This window comes from Jatrophihabitans sp. (assembly GCF_036388195.1).
Taxonomy (GTDB): Bacteria; Actinomycetota; Actinomycetes; order Mycobacteriales; family Jatrophihabitantaceae; genus Jatrophihabitans_A.
Genome location: NZ_DASVSG010000121.1, coordinates 33,440 through 48,849, shown reverse-complemented (window position 1 = coordinate 48,849; position 15,410 = coordinate 33,440). Strand labels below are relative to the sequence as shown.

13 protein-coding genes and 1 pseudogene are annotated in these 15,410 nt (G+C 71.4%); 10 read left to right on the top strand and 4 right to left on the bottom strand.

Annotation, left to right across the window (positions count from 1 at the left end):
- Window positions 1-64: 64 nt before the first annotated feature.
- The 5 genes and pseudogenes from VF612_RS12330 to VF612_RS12310 all read left to right on the top strand — a co-directional run bounded on the left by VF612_RS12330 (window position 65) and on the right by VF612_RS12310 (window position 4,474).
- On the top strand, window positions 65-505 hold the full coding sequence (locus tag VF612_RS12330; protein WP_408660200.1) for a VOC family protein: 441 nt from the start codon (window positions 65-67) through the stop codon (window positions 503-505).
- Window positions 505-990, top strand: coding sequence for a tRNA (cytidine(34)-2'-O)-methyltransferase (locus VF612_RS12325; protein ID WP_408660142.1), 486 nt, complete (start codon window positions 505-507; stop codon window positions 988-990). Before VF612_RS12330 ends, VF612_RS12325 begins: the two co-directional genes overlap by 1 nt.
- Window positions 991-1,093: 103 nt before the next feature.
- On the top strand, window positions 1,094-3,070 hold the full coding sequence (locus tag VF612_RS12320; protein ID WP_408660141.1) for a S9 family peptidase: 1,977 nt from the start codon (window positions 1,094-1,096) through the stop codon (window positions 3,068-3,070).
- Window positions 3,071-3,183: 113 nt separating this feature from the next.
- Window positions 3,184-4,174, top strand: a pseudogene (locus VF612_RS12315) (DUF222 domain-containing protein); the annotation flags it as partial.
- 18 nt (window positions 4,175-4,192) lie between these two features.
- Window positions 4,193-4,474 (top strand): HNH endonuclease signature motif containing protein, encoded by a 282-nt coding sequence (locus tag VF612_RS12310; RefSeq protein ID WP_408660199.1) that lies wholly within the window; start codon window positions 4,193-4,195, stop codon window positions 4,472-4,474.
- A 35-nt stretch (window positions 4,475-4,509) separates the two neighbouring features.
- Here VF612_RS12310 and VF612_RS12305 read toward each other — a convergent pair whose 3' ends face one another.
- Both VF612_RS12305 and guaB read right to left on the bottom strand, forming a co-directional pair.
- Entirely contained in the window at window positions 4,510-5,289 is a 780-nt protein-coding gene (locus VF612_RS12305) for an isocitrate lyase/PEP mutase family protein (RefSeq protein ID WP_408660140.1), read from the bottom strand.
- A 63-nt stretch (window positions 5,290-5,352) separates the two neighbouring features.
- On the bottom strand, window positions 5,353-6,864 hold the full coding sequence (gene guaB, locus VF612_RS12300; protein ID WP_408660198.1) for an IMP dehydrogenase: 1,512 nt from the start codon (window positions 6,862-6,864) through the stop codon (window positions 5,353-5,355).
- A gap of 449 nt (window positions 6,865-7,313) precedes the next feature.
- On the opposite strand from guaB, the gene VF612_RS12295 reads away from it, so the two are divergent.
- From VF612_RS12295 to VF612_RS12280, 4 genes are all read left to right on the top strand, one after another.
- The gene (locus tag VF612_RS12295) at window positions 7,314-8,165 is read left to right on the top strand and encodes an ABC transporter ATP-binding protein (protein WP_408660139.1); all 852 of its coding nucleotides are present in this window, start codon (window positions 7,314-7,316) and stop codon (window positions 8,163-8,165) included.
- 109 nt (window positions 8,166-8,274) lie between these two features.
- On the top strand, window positions 8,275-10,785 hold the full coding sequence (locus VF612_RS12290; RefSeq protein WP_408660197.1) for an ABC transporter permease: 2,511 nt from the start codon (window positions 8,275-8,277) through the stop codon (window positions 10,783-10,785).
- Between the two features lie 81 nt (window positions 10,786-10,866).
- Window positions 10,867-11,259, top strand: a complete 393-nt coding sequence (locus VF612_RS12285) for a DUF5319 family protein (RefSeq protein ID WP_408660138.1) — start codon at window positions 10,867-10,869, stop codon at window positions 11,257-11,259.
- 224 nt (window positions 11,260-11,483) lie between these two features.
- Complete coding sequence (locus tag VF612_RS12280; protein WP_408660137.1) at window positions 11,484-11,774, top strand: WhiB family transcriptional regulator; 291 nt, start codon at window positions 11,484-11,486, stop codon at window positions 11,772-11,774.
- Between the two features lie 78 nt (window positions 11,775-11,852).
- Here VF612_RS12280 and groL read toward each other — a convergent pair whose 3' ends face one another.
- Both groL and groES read right to left on the bottom strand, forming a co-directional pair.
- Window positions 11,853-13,478, bottom strand: a complete 1,626-nt coding sequence (gene groL / locus VF612_RS12275) for a chaperonin GroEL (protein WP_408660136.1) — start codon at window positions 13,476-13,478, stop codon at window positions 11,853-11,855.
- A gap of 215 nt (window positions 13,479-13,693) precedes the next feature.
- Window positions 13,694-14,005 (bottom strand): co-chaperone GroES, encoded by a 312-nt coding sequence (groES, locus tag VF612_RS12270; RefSeq protein WP_408654731.1) that lies wholly within the window; start codon window positions 14,003-14,005, stop codon window positions 13,694-13,696.
- 223 nt (window positions 14,006-14,228) lie between these two features.
- Between groES and VF612_RS12265 the strand changes: the two genes are divergently transcribed.
- Window positions 14,229-15,404, top strand: a complete 1,176-nt coding sequence (locus tag VF612_RS12265) for a class I SAM-dependent methyltransferase (RefSeq protein WP_408660135.1) — start codon at window positions 14,229-14,231, stop codon at window positions 15,402-15,404.
- The last annotated feature ends 6 nt before the right edge of the window (window positions 15,405-15,410 follow it).

Below are 15,410 nucleotides of genomic sequence, written 5' to 3'. Positions count from 1 at the left end.
CTATGGCCCGGCCGGAGCCGGTGCGGGCACGTTCCGGCGAGGTCTCGAGGGAGGGCTGCTCACCATGATCGGACGGCTGCACCACATCGTGCTGGACTGCCCCGATCCGGACGTCCTGGCGCGGTTCTACTCCGAGCTGCTCGGCTGGCCGGTCACCTGGCGGCACGACATCTGGGTGGTGGTCGCCGCGGACTCCCGGACCTCGGGGCTGGCGTTCCAGCGGGTGGCGGGCTACCAGGCGCCGGACTGGCCCGATCCGGCGCGTCCGCAGCAACTGCACCTGGACGTGATGGTCGACGATGTGGACGCGGCCGACCCGCTGGTGCTGGCCCTGGGCGCCCGCCGGCTGCCGATCGACGACCTGGACCAGGGCTGGCGGGTGTACGCCGACCCGGCCGGGCATCCGTTCTGCCTGATCCCGCGGCCGTCCTGGGCGCCGCCCATCCGCGCCTCCTCAGGCGAGCAGGCGGGCCGTCCCGCTGCGGGCGAGCAGGCGGGCTCTTGATGTTCCGGATCGCCTTCCTGGAGCCGAAGATCCCGCCCAACACCGGCAACGCCATCCGGCTGGTCGCCGCGACCGGCAGCGAGCTGCACCTGATCGGACCGCTGGGCTTCGACCTGTCCGACGCCAAGCTGCGCCGGGCCGGCCTGGACTACCACGACCTGGCCTCGGTGATCGTCCATCCGGACCTCGAGGCCGCCTGGGCGGCGTGGGCGACCAGGCCGCCCGCCGGTTCACCCCGGCCCCGGGTCTTCGCCTTCACCACCCGAGCCGCCACCCGGTTCACCGACGTCAGCTACCAGCCCGGGGACGTGCTGCTGTTCGGGGCCGAGCCGACCGGGCTGCCCGATGCCGTGCTGGCCGACCGGCGGATCAGCGGCGAGCTGCGGATACCGATGCTGGCCGGCCGCCGGTCGCTGAACCTGTCCAACGCTGCCGCGGTGGCCGCCTACGAGGCCTGGCGCCAGCACGGCTTCGCCGGCGCCTGAGCGGCACGCCGTCCCCAAGCCTGAGCGGTCGTCGTTTCAGCCATGAGCGGCCGTTTTCAGGTCCGTGCGGCAGGCGCGCCCGGCACCAGGCATGATCTGCCTCATGCAGACAGCCCCTTACGGTTCGTGGACCTCACCGATCAGCGCGGCCGACCTGGTCCGCAGCCAGCATCCGGTCGGCGGCGGACGCTATGTCGGCGGTCAGCTGTGGTGGACCGAGGCGCGGCCCGCCGAGGCCGGCCGCCAGTCCGTCCGCAGGCTCGGCGCCGACGGCGAGCCCGAGGACATCCTGCCGGCGCCGTGGAACGCCCGGACCCGGGTGCACGAGTACGGCGGCGCGTCCTGGACGGCCGGCCCGGACGGCAGCCTGCTGTTCGCCGAGTTCACCGACCAGCGGCTGTACCGGCTGGCCGCGGGGGCGTCCGAGCCGGAGCCGCTGACCCCGGTGGGCCCCGAGCCCGCCAGCCTGCGCTATGCCGAGCCGCAGCTGTCCGCCGACGGCGCCGAGGTGTGGTGCATCCGCGAGAGCCACCAGGCCGACGGCGCGATCACCCGTGACGTCTGCGCGGTGCCGCTGGACGGCTCGGCCGCCGAGGACCCGTCCCGGATCCGGTCGGTGGTGTCCGGCTCGCACTTCCTGGCACACGCGCGGGTGTCACCGGACGGCAGCACGCTGGCCTGGATCGCCTGGGAGCATCCGCAGATGCCGTGGGACGGCACCGAGCTGCGGGTGGCCGAGCTGACCTCCGACGGCGTCTGCGGGCCGTGGCGGACCCTGATGGGCTCGACCACCGAGTCGGTGCTGCAGCCGGAATGGGCCGACGAGAACAGCCTGTTCGTGATCAGCGACCGGTCCGGCTGGTGGAACCTGTACCGGGTCGCGTTGGCCGACGGCGCGTCCCCGCAACCGCTCTGCCCCCGCTCGGAGGACTTCGCCGGCCCGCTGTGGCAGCTCGGGCGCCACTGGTACTTCCCCTTGGGCGACGGCCGGCTGCTGACCGTCCGGACCTTGGGCCTGGACCGGCTGGCGGTGCTGGACCCGGCGACCGGCGAGCTGACCGACATCGACCTCGGTGACGTGACCACGATCGGGCTGGACAGCACGTCGGACGGCCACGCGGTGCTGACCTGCGGTGGCGCCCGGACCGACACCGGGCTGCGGACGCTGGACCTGAGCACCGGCGAGCTGACCGACGTGCGGCTGAGCAATGATGAGCTGCCGCCGATGGCCTACCTGCCCGACGCGCGGCCGATGACCTTCACCGGACCGGGTGGCCGTGACGTCCACGCCCTGGTGTACCCGCCGAACAACCCGGACTTCCAGGCGCCGGAGGGTGAGCTGCCGCCGTACGTCGCCTTCGTGCACGGCGGGCCGACCGCGCGGGTGTCGCCGACGGTGAACCTGGCCGTCGGCTACCTGACCAGCCGCGGGATGGGCGTGGTCGACGTCAACTACGGTGGCTCCTCCGGGTACGGCCGGGAGTACCGGGAACGGCTGCGCGGGCAGTGGGGAGTCGTGGACGTCGAGGACACCGTGGCCGTGGTGCGCGGGCTGGCTGACGAGGGGCTGGCCGACGGGGACCGGCTGGCGATCCAGGGCGGGTCGGCGGGTGGCTGGACGGTGCTGGCGGCGCTGACCGGGACGAAGGTGTTCGCCTGCGGCGCGTCCTACTTCGGCGTCGCCGAGCTGGTCAAGTTCGCCCAGGCCACCCACGATTTCGAATCCCGTTATCTGGACGGGCTGATCGGCCCGCTGCCGGAGGCGCTGCCGCTGTACGAGTCGCGCGCGCCGCTGAACAATGTGGACGGGCTGTCGTGCCCGGTGCTGCTGTTGCAGGGCCTGGACGATCCGGTGGTGCCGCCGTCCCAGTCGGAGATGTTCCGGGATGCCCTGATAGCAAAGGGAATTCCGCACGCGTACCTCGCCTATGCCGGTGAGTCGCACGGCTTCCGGCGGGCCGAGACGCAGATCCACTCGCGGGAGGCGGAGCTGTCGTTCTACGGGCAGGTGCTGGGGTTCGAGACGCCCGGCATTCCTACGTTGGAGTTGTGGCGTCCGGAGTCGGCTATCGGCGAGTGATCGCTTGTGGTTGCTGTGGCTGACGGGGCCTCCGTGGTTCAAGAAACCGCTTGTGGAGACGGCTGATCCTCTGCTGAGCAGTATTGTCAGACCCTTGCTTTAGTGTCTGATGTATGACGGTGATGGCCAGCTCGGACGCGGTGGTGTTGGCTGCTTCGACCGTGCCTGCAGCTGTCGCCGAGCTGGCCGGGTGCTCGTTCTCCGGCCTCGCCGATGACGATGTGCTCGAGGTGCTGCGGCTGGCCGAGCGGGCCCGTCGCCAACTGGAAGCGCTCGACCATGTGCTGATCGCCGAGCTGGAGGCCCGCAACCTGCCAGGTCGATACGTGCTGCGCGGTTCGAAGCAATTGCTGGCCGGGCTGCTCACCCTGTCGCCGGCTGAGAGTGGCGCCCGGGTGCGGCACGCCCACGCGCTCGGGCCGCGGACCAGCCTGACCGGCGAGCGGCTGGCCCCACTGCTGCCCGTCACAGCAGCAGCCCGCGCCGAGGGCGCCCTCACCGGACGGCAGGTCGAAGTGATCATCTCCGCGATGGCCAGGCTGCGTGCTGCCCAGTTGCCGGTCGAGCAGCAGGCGGACGCGGAGGCGTTCCTGGTCGAGCAGGCGCGCCGCTTCGACGCTGCCACTCTGGCCGGAATCGCCCGCCGGTTGCTGGACATTCTGGATCCCGACGGGCGGCTGGCCGAGGAGCGCAGCCAGCAGCGGCGGCGGTTCCTGACCTGCGTGCCGAACGGTGACGGGATGCACCGGCTTACCGCCGACCTAGACGCCGAGACCGCGGCCCTGGCGATGGCGGTGCTGCACTCGCTGGCCGCACCCAAAACCATTGGCCGGCGGCGAGCGGGACGAGCGCACTGCCGGGCAGCGGATGCACGATGCCTTCCGCGCCGTGCTGAAGCTGGCCCTGCGCGCTGGCGAGCTGCCTGCGGCCGGCGGCGTCCCGGCGACGGTGCTGATCACCATGACCGCGGAGCAGTTCCACACCGGCGCCGGCCTTGCGGCCACCAGCTACGGGCAGCAGCTCAGCATCGACCAGGCACTCCGGCTTGCCGATCAGGCAGCGATCGCCTGGATCGTGCACAACAGCAAGGGCGGCATCCTGAACTACGGCACCACCCGCCGGGTGGCCAGCGACAAGCAGACCCTCGCGCTGATCGCGCGTGACCAGGGCTGCAGCTTTCCCGGCTGCGCCGATCCGCCCGAGTGGACCGAGCGGCATCACATCATCCCGTGGCGCGAAGGCGGCCGGACCGATCTGGACAACCTCTGCCTGCTCTGCGACTACCACCATGACCGGATCGACACCGGCGGCTGGCAGATCACCATGCGCGACGGCGTGCCCTGGTTCATCCCGCCGGCGTGGCTGGATCCACGCCAGGAACCGCAGCGCAATGTCCGGCCATGAGCCGCCGGGCAAGCTTGTCAGCTGACGTCGCGTGCCTAGCTGGGCAGGCCGGCGCCGGCGAGCAGGTCAGCGCCGACATCAGCGAGCGAGGTCATGGCGACCCGCTGGGACCAGGGGCCGAAGGAGACCCGGGCGACGCCGAGCTCCGCCAGCTCGCGCGGCTCCGGGGTGCCGGGCAGCCCCAGGACGCTCACCTTGCGCTCGCCGATCCCCTCGACCAGCTGCCGCACGGTCGCCGCGTCCAGCCGGCCGGGGACGAACACGCAGTCGGCGCCGGCGTCCAGGAACGCCCGGCCGCGCTCGATCGCCTCGGCCAGCAGGTCCGCCGGGTCGCGGTCATCGCCCAGCAGGTACGCGTCGGTGCGGGCGTTCAGCACGAACGGCACACCCTCGGCCTCACCGGCCCTGACCGCGGCTCGCACTCCGGCCACCGCCTCGTCCAGCGGGCGCATCTGATCCTCGATGTTGGCCCCGACCACACCGACCCCGATAGCCTTGCGGACCGTCTCGCCCACATCGCCGTAGCCGGCCTCGAGGTCGGCGCTGACCGGCAGCGCAACCGCCGCGGCGATCCGGCCGACGGCCTCGATCATCAGCGACGCGGGCATGACCTCGCCGTCCGGATAGCCGTACGACGCCGCGATCGAGTAGCTGGCGGTCGCCACGGCGCGGCAGCCCGGCAACCCGGCGACCACCTTGGCGCTGGCCACATCCCAGACGTTGACCAGCACCAGCAGCTCGGGATCGGTGTGCAGCCGGCGCAGTTCGGCGGCCTTGTCGGCAAGGCCGCCCGCGAGGTTGCCTGCAAGAGTCATGCCCGCACCCTAGAGGCCGGGCAGCCGGTGCGTTCCACGGGCGCCACCGAAGCGCCGCCCCGGTCAGCGACCGCTGTAGTTCGGCGCCTCCACCGTCATCCGGATGTCGTGCGGGTGCGATTCCTTCAGCCCCGCCGCGGTGATCCGGACGAACTGGGCGTTGCGCTGCAGCTCGTCGATCGTGTGCGCGCCGGTGTAGAACATCGACTGCCGCAACCCGCCGATCAGCTGGTAGGCCACCGCCGCGAGCGGGCCGCGGTAGGGCACCTGCCCCTCGATCCCCTCCGGCACCAGCTTGTCGTTGTCGGTCACGTCCCCCTGGAAGTACCGGTCCTTGGAGTAGGACTTGGCCCGGCCGCGGGTCTGCATCGCGCCGAGCGACCCCATCCCCCGGTAGGACTTGAACTGCTTGCCATTGATGAACACCAGCTCGCCGGGCGACTCCTCGCAACCGGCCAGCAGCGAGCCCAGCATCACCGTGTCGGCCCCGGCGGCCAGCGCCTTGGCGATGTCACCGGAGTACTGCAGGCCACCGTCGCCGATCACCGGCACCCCGGCCGGACGGCAGGCCAGCGCCGCCTCGTAGATCGCGCTGACCTGCGGGACGCCGACCCCGGCGATCACCCGGGTGGTGCAGATCGAGCCCGGCCCGACCCCGACCTTGACCGCGTCGGCGCCGGCATCGACGAGCGCCTGGGCACCGGCCCGGGTGGCGACGTTGCCGCCGATGATGTCCACGTGCGCGGCGGCGGGCTCGGCCTTGAGCCGGCGGATCATGTCGGTGACACCGGCGGCATGCCCGTTGGCGGTGTCGACGATCAGCACGTCCACCCCCGCCTCGACCAGCGCCATGGCGCGCTTCCAGGCGTCGTCGAAGAAGCCGACCGCAGCACCCACCCGCAGCCGTCCGGACGGGTCCTTGGTGGCCAGCGGGAACTGCTCGCTCTTGGTGAAGTCCTTGACGGTGATCAGGCCCTGCAACCGGCCGGCCGCATCGACCAGCGGCAGCTTCTCGATCTTGTGCCTGGCCAGCAGGCCGAGCGCCACGTCCTTGTGCACGCCGACCTGCGCGGTCACCAGCGGCATCGGCGTCATGACCTCGGCGACCCGGCGCGAGTAGTCGGTCTCGAAGCGCAGGTCCCGGTTGGTGATGATGCCCACCAGCAGGCCGTCGCCGTCGACCACCGGCAGCCCCGAGATGCGGTAGCGCCCACACAGCGCGTCGACCTCGGCCAGCGTCGCGGTGGGCGAGGTGGTGACCGGGTGGGTGACCATGCCCGCCTCGGACCGCTTGACCAGATCCGCCTGCTGGGCCTGCTCCTCGATCGAGAGGTTGCGGTGCAGGATGCCGATGCCGCCCTGGCGGGCCATCGCGATCGCCATCCGCGCCTCGGTCACGGTGTCCATCGCCGCCGACACCAGCGGCAGTTTCAGGCTGATGTTGCGCGACAGCCACGCCGAGGTGTCCACCTCGCTGGGGATCACGTCGGTGGCGCCGGGCAGCAGCAGCACGTCGTCGAAGGTGAGCCCCAGGGCGGCGAATTTCGCTGGCACGCTCTCGGGCACATCAGGCAGGCTGTACCCCTGGGGACGGGCGCTCCGGTCGGCCGTGCGGTAGTCGGCGACCGTGCTGTCGTCGGTCACCGCGGTGGAGCCAGCAACGGGGCTGGCGCCGGGCGCCGCGTCGGGGCCAGCGGGACTGGAGGCAGCGGGACTGGAGGCAGCGGGACTGGAGGCGGCGGGACTGGAGTCGGCGACGTCACTGTGCCCGGGAGGCGCGGTGGTTCCAGGATCTGACGGGTGGTTGGTGTGCACGCGAACTCCTCGATGCCGGTAACCCATCCTAGGGGGCGACCACGACCTGATCCCCGATTGACCGACCTGCTGGTGAGCAAAACCTCAGGGGGAAATCAGGGTATTCCCCGCTCCCCACTCCCAGCCCGATCCGGAAGTCTCAGCTGCAGTGGATACCTCCCGGCCCGGCACGCGGTCCTGGGCCCGAGAACAGTCGAAAGGCACGCCTCATGAACTCGCCCGTCACCACCCCGAGCGGCAGCGCCTCGGACGGCAGCGCCTCGGACGGCAGCACTCCGGACGGCAGCACTCCGGACGGCACGCCGGGTGCGGCCGGCGGGCAGCGCGGCGTGGCCGCCCAGGCGATCGGCCTGACCAAGATCTACGGCAGCGGCGACACCCAGGTGCGCGCCCTGAACTCGGTCTCGGCGGACTTCGCCCGGGGCGAGTTCACCGCCATCATGGGCCCTTCGGGCTCGGGCAAGTCGACGCTCATGCACTGCCTGGCGGGCCTGGACACCGCGAGCTCCGGCTCGGTGCGGATCGGTGACACCGAGCTGACCGGCCTGTCGGACAAGAAGATGACCCAGCTCCGCAGGGACCGGATCGGCTTCGTCTTCCAGGCGTTCAACCTGGTGCCGACGCTGACGGCGCTGGAGAACATCACCCTGCCGATGGACATCGCCGGCCGGCGCCGCAGCGCCGAGGACCAGGCGTGGCTGACGTCGGTGATCGACACCCTGGGCCTGGCCGACCGGCTCGACCACCGGCCCTCGGAGCTGTCCGGCGGCCAGCAGCAGCGGGTGGCCTGCGCCCGGGCGCTGGCCGGCCGTCCGGAGATCATCTTCGGCGACGAGCCGACCGGCAACCTCGACTCGCGCTCCTCCGGCGAGGTGATGAGCATCCTGCGCAGCTCGGTCAGCCAGCTCGGCCAGACCGTCGTGATCGTCACCCACGACCCGCGCGCGGCCAGCTACGCCGACCGGGTGGTGTTCCTCGCCGACGGCGAGATCGTGGACGAGATGCGGGCTCCCACCGCCGACTCGGTGCTGGACCGGATGAAGAACCTCGAGCAGATCTGAGATGGCCACCGCATCCAGCACCTTGACCGAACCCGGCGGGCCCAGCGACTCCGGCAGGCCCGGCAGCTCCGGCAGGCAAGCCGTCCCGGCCGTCACCGCGGCCGCGGCGATGCGCAAGGTGTCGCTGCGCAACCTGGCCGCGCACAAGATCCGGCTGGCCCTCACCGTGCTCTCGGTGGTGCTCGGCACCGCCTTCGTGGCCGGTTCCTTCGTGTTCACCGACACCCTGCAGCGCACCTTCGACGGCATCTTCGACGACACCGCGGTAGGTGTGGACGTCCGGGTCTCGGCCCGGGACGACAACAGCAGCGGCGTCCCGCTGACCGACCTGGACCGGCTGCGCGCGGTGCCCGGCGTCCGGACGGTCGAGCCGGGCATCACCGGCCAGATCGTGCTGCTCGGCTCCGACGGCAAGGCCGTCAAGGGCGGCGGCGCGCCCAGCGTGGGGCTGTCCTACCTGCCGAGGGAGCAGCAGATCGGCGACCAGTTCACCTTCACGGCCGGCGGGCCGCCGACCCGGGCGGGCGAGATCGCGCTCAACCCCGGCGCGGCCAGGCTGGGCAAGCTGACCGTCGGCTCGCGCGCCAAGGTGCTGGTGCCCTCGCAAGGGCTCCTGGACGTGACCCTGACCGGCATCTACGACACCAAGACCGAGACCGGCGGCTACATCGGCGCCCTGTTCCCGCAACCGCAGGCGCTGCAGCTGTTCACCGACGGCAAGCACGTCGGCTATGTGGATGTGGCCGGCGACGGCGTCTCCCAGACCGAGCTGCGCGACCGGATCGCCCAGGCGCTGCCGGAGCTGAAGGCCAAGACCGGCGACCAGGTCCGCCACGACGTCAAGCAGGACATCAGCAACGCCCTGAAGTTCATCAACTACTTCCTGCTCGCCTTCGGCGCCATCGCGCTGCTGGTCGGCACCTTCATCATCTACAACACCTTCTCGATGCTGGTGGCCCAGCGGCTGCGGGAGCTGGCGCTGTTGCGGGCGATCGGCGCCAGCCGCCGCCAGGTGAGCCGCTCGGTGCTGCTGGAGGCGGCCCTGGTCGGGCTGGTCGGCAGCGCCATCGGCATCGCCGGCGGCGTGGGCCTTGCCTACGGGCTGCGGGCGCTGCTCAACGCGTTCAACGTCGGGCTGCCGTCCGGCGCCCTGCAGCTGCGGCCACGCACCGTGCTGATCGCGCTGGCCATCGGGATCGGCGTCACCATGTTCAGCGCCTACTCCCCCGCCCGGCGGGCCGCCAAGATCGCTCCGGTGGCCGCGATGCGCGAGGAGTTCGCCTCGACCGGGACGTCGCTGCGCCGGCGCACCGCGCTCGGGGTGGCAGCCGCCCTGCTCGGAGCGGCAGGCCTGGTCGCCGGCGCGACGGCCAAGCCCGGCGGTGGCGCGGCCGGCCTGATCGGGCTGGGCGCGCTGGGGCTGATCCTGGGCGTGCTGCTCGGCGCGCCCGCGCTGTCCCGTCCGGTGATCGGCGTGCTCGGCGCCGGCCTCGGCCCGGTGTTCGGCACCGTCGGCCGGCTGGCCCGCACCAACGCGGTGCGCAATCCCCGGCGGACCGCGGCCACCGCCTTCGCGCTGACCCTGGGCCTGATGCTGGTCACCACCATCGCGGTGTTCGGCGCCTCGGCCAAGAAGAGCATCAACGGCCTGGTCGACAACGACGTCACCGCCGACTACATCCTCACCGGGCCGGAGGCGATCGGCGTCCCGGTGGCGGCCGCGCCCGCGGTGGCCAAGGTGAGCGGGGTGGCTGCCACGGTGGCGCTGCACCCGGCGCAGGTGAAGATCGACAACCGGACCGAGTTCGGCACCGGGGTGGACGGCCCGCTGGCCGAGGTGCTGCGCTACCGGATCCTGCAGGGCAGCGACGACCTGACCGGGCGCAACCTGCTGGTGTCGCAGAAGTGGGCCGCCGACAACAACCTGCGCGTCGGCAGCACGGTGCCGATGCTGACCGCCGACCAGCAGACCGTCACCGGCACCGTCGGCGGCATCTACGAGAACAGCCAGCTGATGGGCAACTGGCTCACCTCGGGCAGCCTGTACCGCGAGCTGACCCCGAGCCGGGTGCTGAGCGACGAGGTGGTGCTGATCAAGGCCGCTCCGGGCGCCGACCTGGCCGCGCTGCGGACCGGGCTGGAGCAGGCCACCGACCCGCTGGTGGTGGTGCAGGTGCAGGACCGTGAGGAGTTCAAGGGCGAGGGCGCCCGCCAGATCAACGCGCTGCTGGCGGTGCTGTACGGCTTGCTGGCGCTGGCCATCGTGATCGCGGTGCTGGGCATCATCAACACCCTGGCGCTGTCGGTGGTCGAGCGCCGCCGCGAGATCGGCATGCTGCGCGCGGTCGGGGTGCTGCGGCCGCAGCTGCGGCGCACCATCTACCTGGAGTCGATGCTGATCGCGGTGTTCGGGGCGATCGTCGGGGTGGCGCTGGGGCTGACGTTCGGCTCGCTGTTCGTCCGGACGCTGCGTGAGCAGGGCCTGGACCAGATCTCGGCGCCGATCGGCCAGGCGGTGCTGATGCTGGTGCTGGCCGCGGTGGTCGGCGTGCTGGCGGCGCTGTGGCCCGCCGTCCGGGCGGCCCGCACCCCGCCGCTGGCTGCGATCGCCGACCTCTGACCAGCCGCGGGCCCAAAAAATCCGCATAAAGAAATCCGCAAGAATTGGAACGGACCGGCTCGCGGGCGTTACCGTTGACGGGTGACCTCTCGCGATTCGTTCTCCGATCCGCACAGCGGACCGCTGGATCCGTTCTTGGGGGACCCCAACGATCCGTCCAACCTGCTGGACGATCTGGACCCGGTCGAGCCGCTGACCGATACCGACCTGCAGGAGATCGCCGCCGATCTGGCCGAGCTGATCGAGTTCGAGGCGGCCCTGAGCCCGCACGAGATCCACGGCATCGTGGTGGACTGTGCCGACTGCGGCGAGCAGCACTACTTCTCCTGGGCGCTGATGGCGGCCAACCTGCGCAGCCTGCTGGGCAGTGGCCGCACCGGGGTCCACGAGCCGGCCGCCGAGCCGTACACCGACGCCTACGTCAGCTGGGACTACGCCCGCGGGTTCACCGACGCGCTGGCTCACCGCAGCTGACCCTGCGGCGCGGCTGACCCTCTAGCGGGCGCCGACGGCGCTCTCAGCGATGGCTACCGGCCGTGTTCAATACGGGTAAAATCCCGCAGAACCCACCGCCTGACGGGCGTCGCCGGAAATTTCTTGCACTCAGTTGGGCACTCTGCGTCACCTATCCCGCGCTCGATCGTTGATCGGAACACTTGGCACTTTTTTCGGGTGCGGGTCGTGTTCGGGAGGTAACCATGGCGGATGTCTCGCGCTTGCCAGCGCCGCGTGCCGAGGACTGGGATTGGCAGATGCAAGGCGCCTGCCGAGGCCTGGACTCCTCGACCTTCTTCCACCCTGAGAACGAGCGCGGGCCCTCCCGGGTACGCCGCGAGCGGGCCGCCAAACAGGTGTGCGCCCGCTGCCCGGTGACCGAGGCCTGCTTGAACTGGGCGCTGCAGACGCGCGAGCCCTACGGCGTCTGGGGTGGCAAGTCCACCGAAGAGCGTGCCCAGCTGATCAGAAGGCAGGCGAGCTACGCCAGCTGAGAAGCCAACTCCCCGCTCGCATAGCGGACGATGCGAGCGGGGAGTTGCTCAGCTGGAAGCTGCGGGCCAGGCTGGCGGCTAGTGGCTGTGCGAGTGGCCGCCGTGTGAGTGCGAGTGCCCCTCGGGCTCCGGCTCGGCCGGCTTCTCCACGATGGCGGACTCGGTCGAGAGCACCAGCCCGGCCACCGAGGCCGCATTGGCCAGCGCCGCCTTGGTCACCTTGACCGGATCCACGATGCCGGCTTCGAGCAGGTTCTCGTACTTGCCGGTCGCGGCGTTCAGGCCGACGTTGAGGTCCAGCTCTCGGACCTTGCTGACCACCACGTAGCCCTCCAGGCCGGCGTTGCTGGCGATCCAGCGCAACGGCTCCACCAGGGCGTCCCGGACGATGTTGACGCCGGTGGCCTCGTCGCCGGTCAGGCTCAGCTCGTCCAGGCAGGGCAGCGCGTGCACCAGAGCGGCGCCGCCGCCGGCGATGATGCCCTGCTCCACCGCGGCGCGGGTCGCGGAGATCGCGTCCTCGATGCGGTGCTTCTTCTCCTTGAGCTCGACCTCGGTGGAGGCGCCGACCTTGATGACGCCCACCCCGCCGGCCAGCTTGGCCAGCCGCTCCTGCAGCTTCTCGCGGTCCCAGTCGGAGTCGGTGGACTCGATCTCGGAGCGGATCTGCGCGATCCGGGCCTCGATGTCGGCCTGGGCGCCGGCGCCGTGGGTGACGGTGGTCAGGTCCTTGGTCACCACGACCCGGCCGGCCGAGCCGAGGTCCTCCAGACCGATCTGGTCGAGCTTGAGCCCGACCTCCGGCGAGATGACCTGGGCGCCGGTGACGATGGCCAGGTCCTGCAGGAACGCCTTGCGGCGGTCGCCGAAGAACGGCGCCTTGACCGCGACGACCGAGAAGGTCTTGCGGATCGCGTTGACGACCAGGGTGGACAGCGCCTCGCCGTCGACGTCCTCGGCCACGATCAGCAGCGGCTTGCTGGCCTGGATGACCTTCTCCAGCACCGGCAGCAGGTCGGCGATCGAGGAGATCTTCTGGGTGGTGATCAGCAGGTACGGGTTGTCGAAGGACGCGACGAGGCCTTCGGCATCGGTCACGAAGTAGGGCGAGATGTAGCCCTTGTCGAACTGCATGCCCTCGGTGAACTCGAGCTCGGTGGCCAGGGTGTTGGACTCCTCGACGGTGATCACGCCGTCGTTGCCGACCTTGGTCATCGCCTCGCCGATCAGCTGGCCGATCTGGGCGTCCTGGGCGGAGATGGTGGCCACGTGAGCGATGCCCTGCTCGCCCTCGACCGGGGTGGCGGCGGCGTCCAGCGTCTTGCTCACCGCCTCGACCGCGGCGTCGATGCCGCGCTTGAGGGCGCCGGGCTGGGCGCCGGCGGCGATGTTGCGCAGCCCGGAGTTGACCAGCGCCTGGGCCAGCACCGTCGCGGTGGTGGTGCCGTCACCGGCGACGTCGTTGGTCTTGGTCGCCACCGACTTCACCAGCTGGGCGCCCAGGTTCTCGAACGGGTCGGTCAGCTCGATCTCACGCGCGATGGTGACGCCGTCGTTGGTGATCAGGGGCGCGCCGTAGGACTTGTCGAGCACCACGTTGCGGCCTCGCGGGCCGAGTGTGACCTTGACGGTGTTGGCCAGCTTGTCGACACCGCGCTCGAGCGCGCGCCGGGCGTCCTCGTTGAAGCTGAGGAGCTTCGCCATGGATGGTTCCTCTCTCTAACTGTCGTCTCGCATGCCGTGCGGCAGCGGATCCGCGGCGGCCGGCCGTGCGCCGGGCGGGATCGCCGAGGCCATGCGGAAATTCGAAGCATGCGGGACTTCGAAGCATGCGGGACTCGAAGCCGTGCGGGATCGTGAAGCCGAGAGGCCCCGGGGCGCACAGCGCGCTCCGGGGCATCTCAGGTAGGTGCGTGGCGTTACTTGACGATGACTGCGAGGACGTCGCGCGCCGAGAGCACCAGGTACTCCTGGCCGGCGTACTTGACCTCGGTGCCGCCGTACTTGGAGTACAGGACGACGTCGCCCTCGGAGACGTCGATCGGAATGCGGTTGCCCTTGTCATCGACGCGGCCGGGGCCGACCGCGAGGACGGTGCCCTCCTGCGGCTTCTCCTTGGCGGTGTCCGGAATGACGATGCCGGAGGCGGTGGTGGTCTCGGCCTCCAGCGCCTGGACGACGATGCGGTCCTCAAGCGGCTTGATGTTGACCTTGGTGGCGGTCACGCTCAGCTCCCCTCCTGGGGTCTTACGGGTAAATGGAATGTCTGTTCAGATGTTCGGCCAGAGCTGCCGTCGCGGGGGTCAGCCGTGCCTTGACTAGCACTCTAGCTCTGAGAGTGCCAGCTCTCAACACCGGGGTCGGCTGCTCGGCCGACATGGTGTCGCCGTCCTTCGAAGGCGGTGACACCCCGGCAGCCGGAATTGTCGCCTCCGGTTAGGCCACACTTGCCGGGTGCTTCCCGACGTCACCAGCCAGGCCGGCCGCTCCGAGCTGGAGCGGGCGATCGAGCTGGTCCGGTCGGTGACCGAGACCGATCCGGTGCGCCGGGCGGCCGCCGTGCGTCGGCTGCTGCCGCCCGAGCTGGCCACCGTGGCGCTGACCCAGGACGGCCTGCGCGCCGCGGCCCGGACGAAGTTCGGCGACCTGGCCGGACGGCTGCTGTTCACCACCGAGGGCCTGGAGCAGGCCACCCGGATCGAGGTGGCCGACCACCGCGCCGCCCGGTTCGCCCGGGCGGGGCTGGGCTCGGTGCTGGACCTGTGCTGCGGCCTGGGCTCGGACGCGCTGGCCTTCGCCCGGGCCGGGCTGCGGGTCAGCGGGATCGAGCGGGACCCGGTGACGGCGGCGCTGGCCGTGGCCAACACCGCCGGGCAGCCGGTGCGGATCAGCACCGGATCGGCCGAGCGATCCGGCTGGCGCGAGGCGGAGTCGGTGTTCCTGGACCCGGCCCGGCGCACCGCCCACGGCCGCACCTTCGACCCGGCCGCCTACTCCCCCAGCTTCGAGTTCGTCACCGAGGTCCTGCTGGGAGCGCGGCACGCGGCGGCCAAGATCGGGCCGGGGATCGATCACGCCCTGATCCCGGCGGGGGTGGAGGCCGAGTGGGTGTCCTTCGACGGCGGGGTGAAGGAGGCTGCGCTCTGGTCCGCCGGCTTCGCCACCGGCGGCGTCCGGCGGCGGGCCACGGTGCTGCCGGCCGGCCGGCAGCTGACCGACGCCGACGCCGGAGAGCCCCGGGTCGGCCCGGTGGGCAGCTACCTCTACGAGCCCGACGGGGCGGTGATCCGGGCGGGCCTGGTGCAGCAGTTGGCCGCGCTGCTGCCCGGCGGCTGCCGGATCTTCGAGCAGCTGGCCTACCTGTCGGCAGACGGCCCGGCGGCGGGGCTGGCTGGGTTGGCCCGGGGCTTCCGGGTGCTGGACGTGCTGCCGTACTCGGTCAAGCGGCTGCGGACGGAGCTGGCCCGGCGGCAGGTCGGCATCGTCGAGATCAAGAAACGCGGCGTGGACGTCGACCCGGCGGTGCTGCGCCGCGAGCTGAAGCCGGCCGGCCCGAACTCGATCACCGTGCTGCTGGCCCGGGTCGGCGACCGGCGGCTGGCGGTCCTCGCCGACCCGCTCGGCCGCTGACGCTCC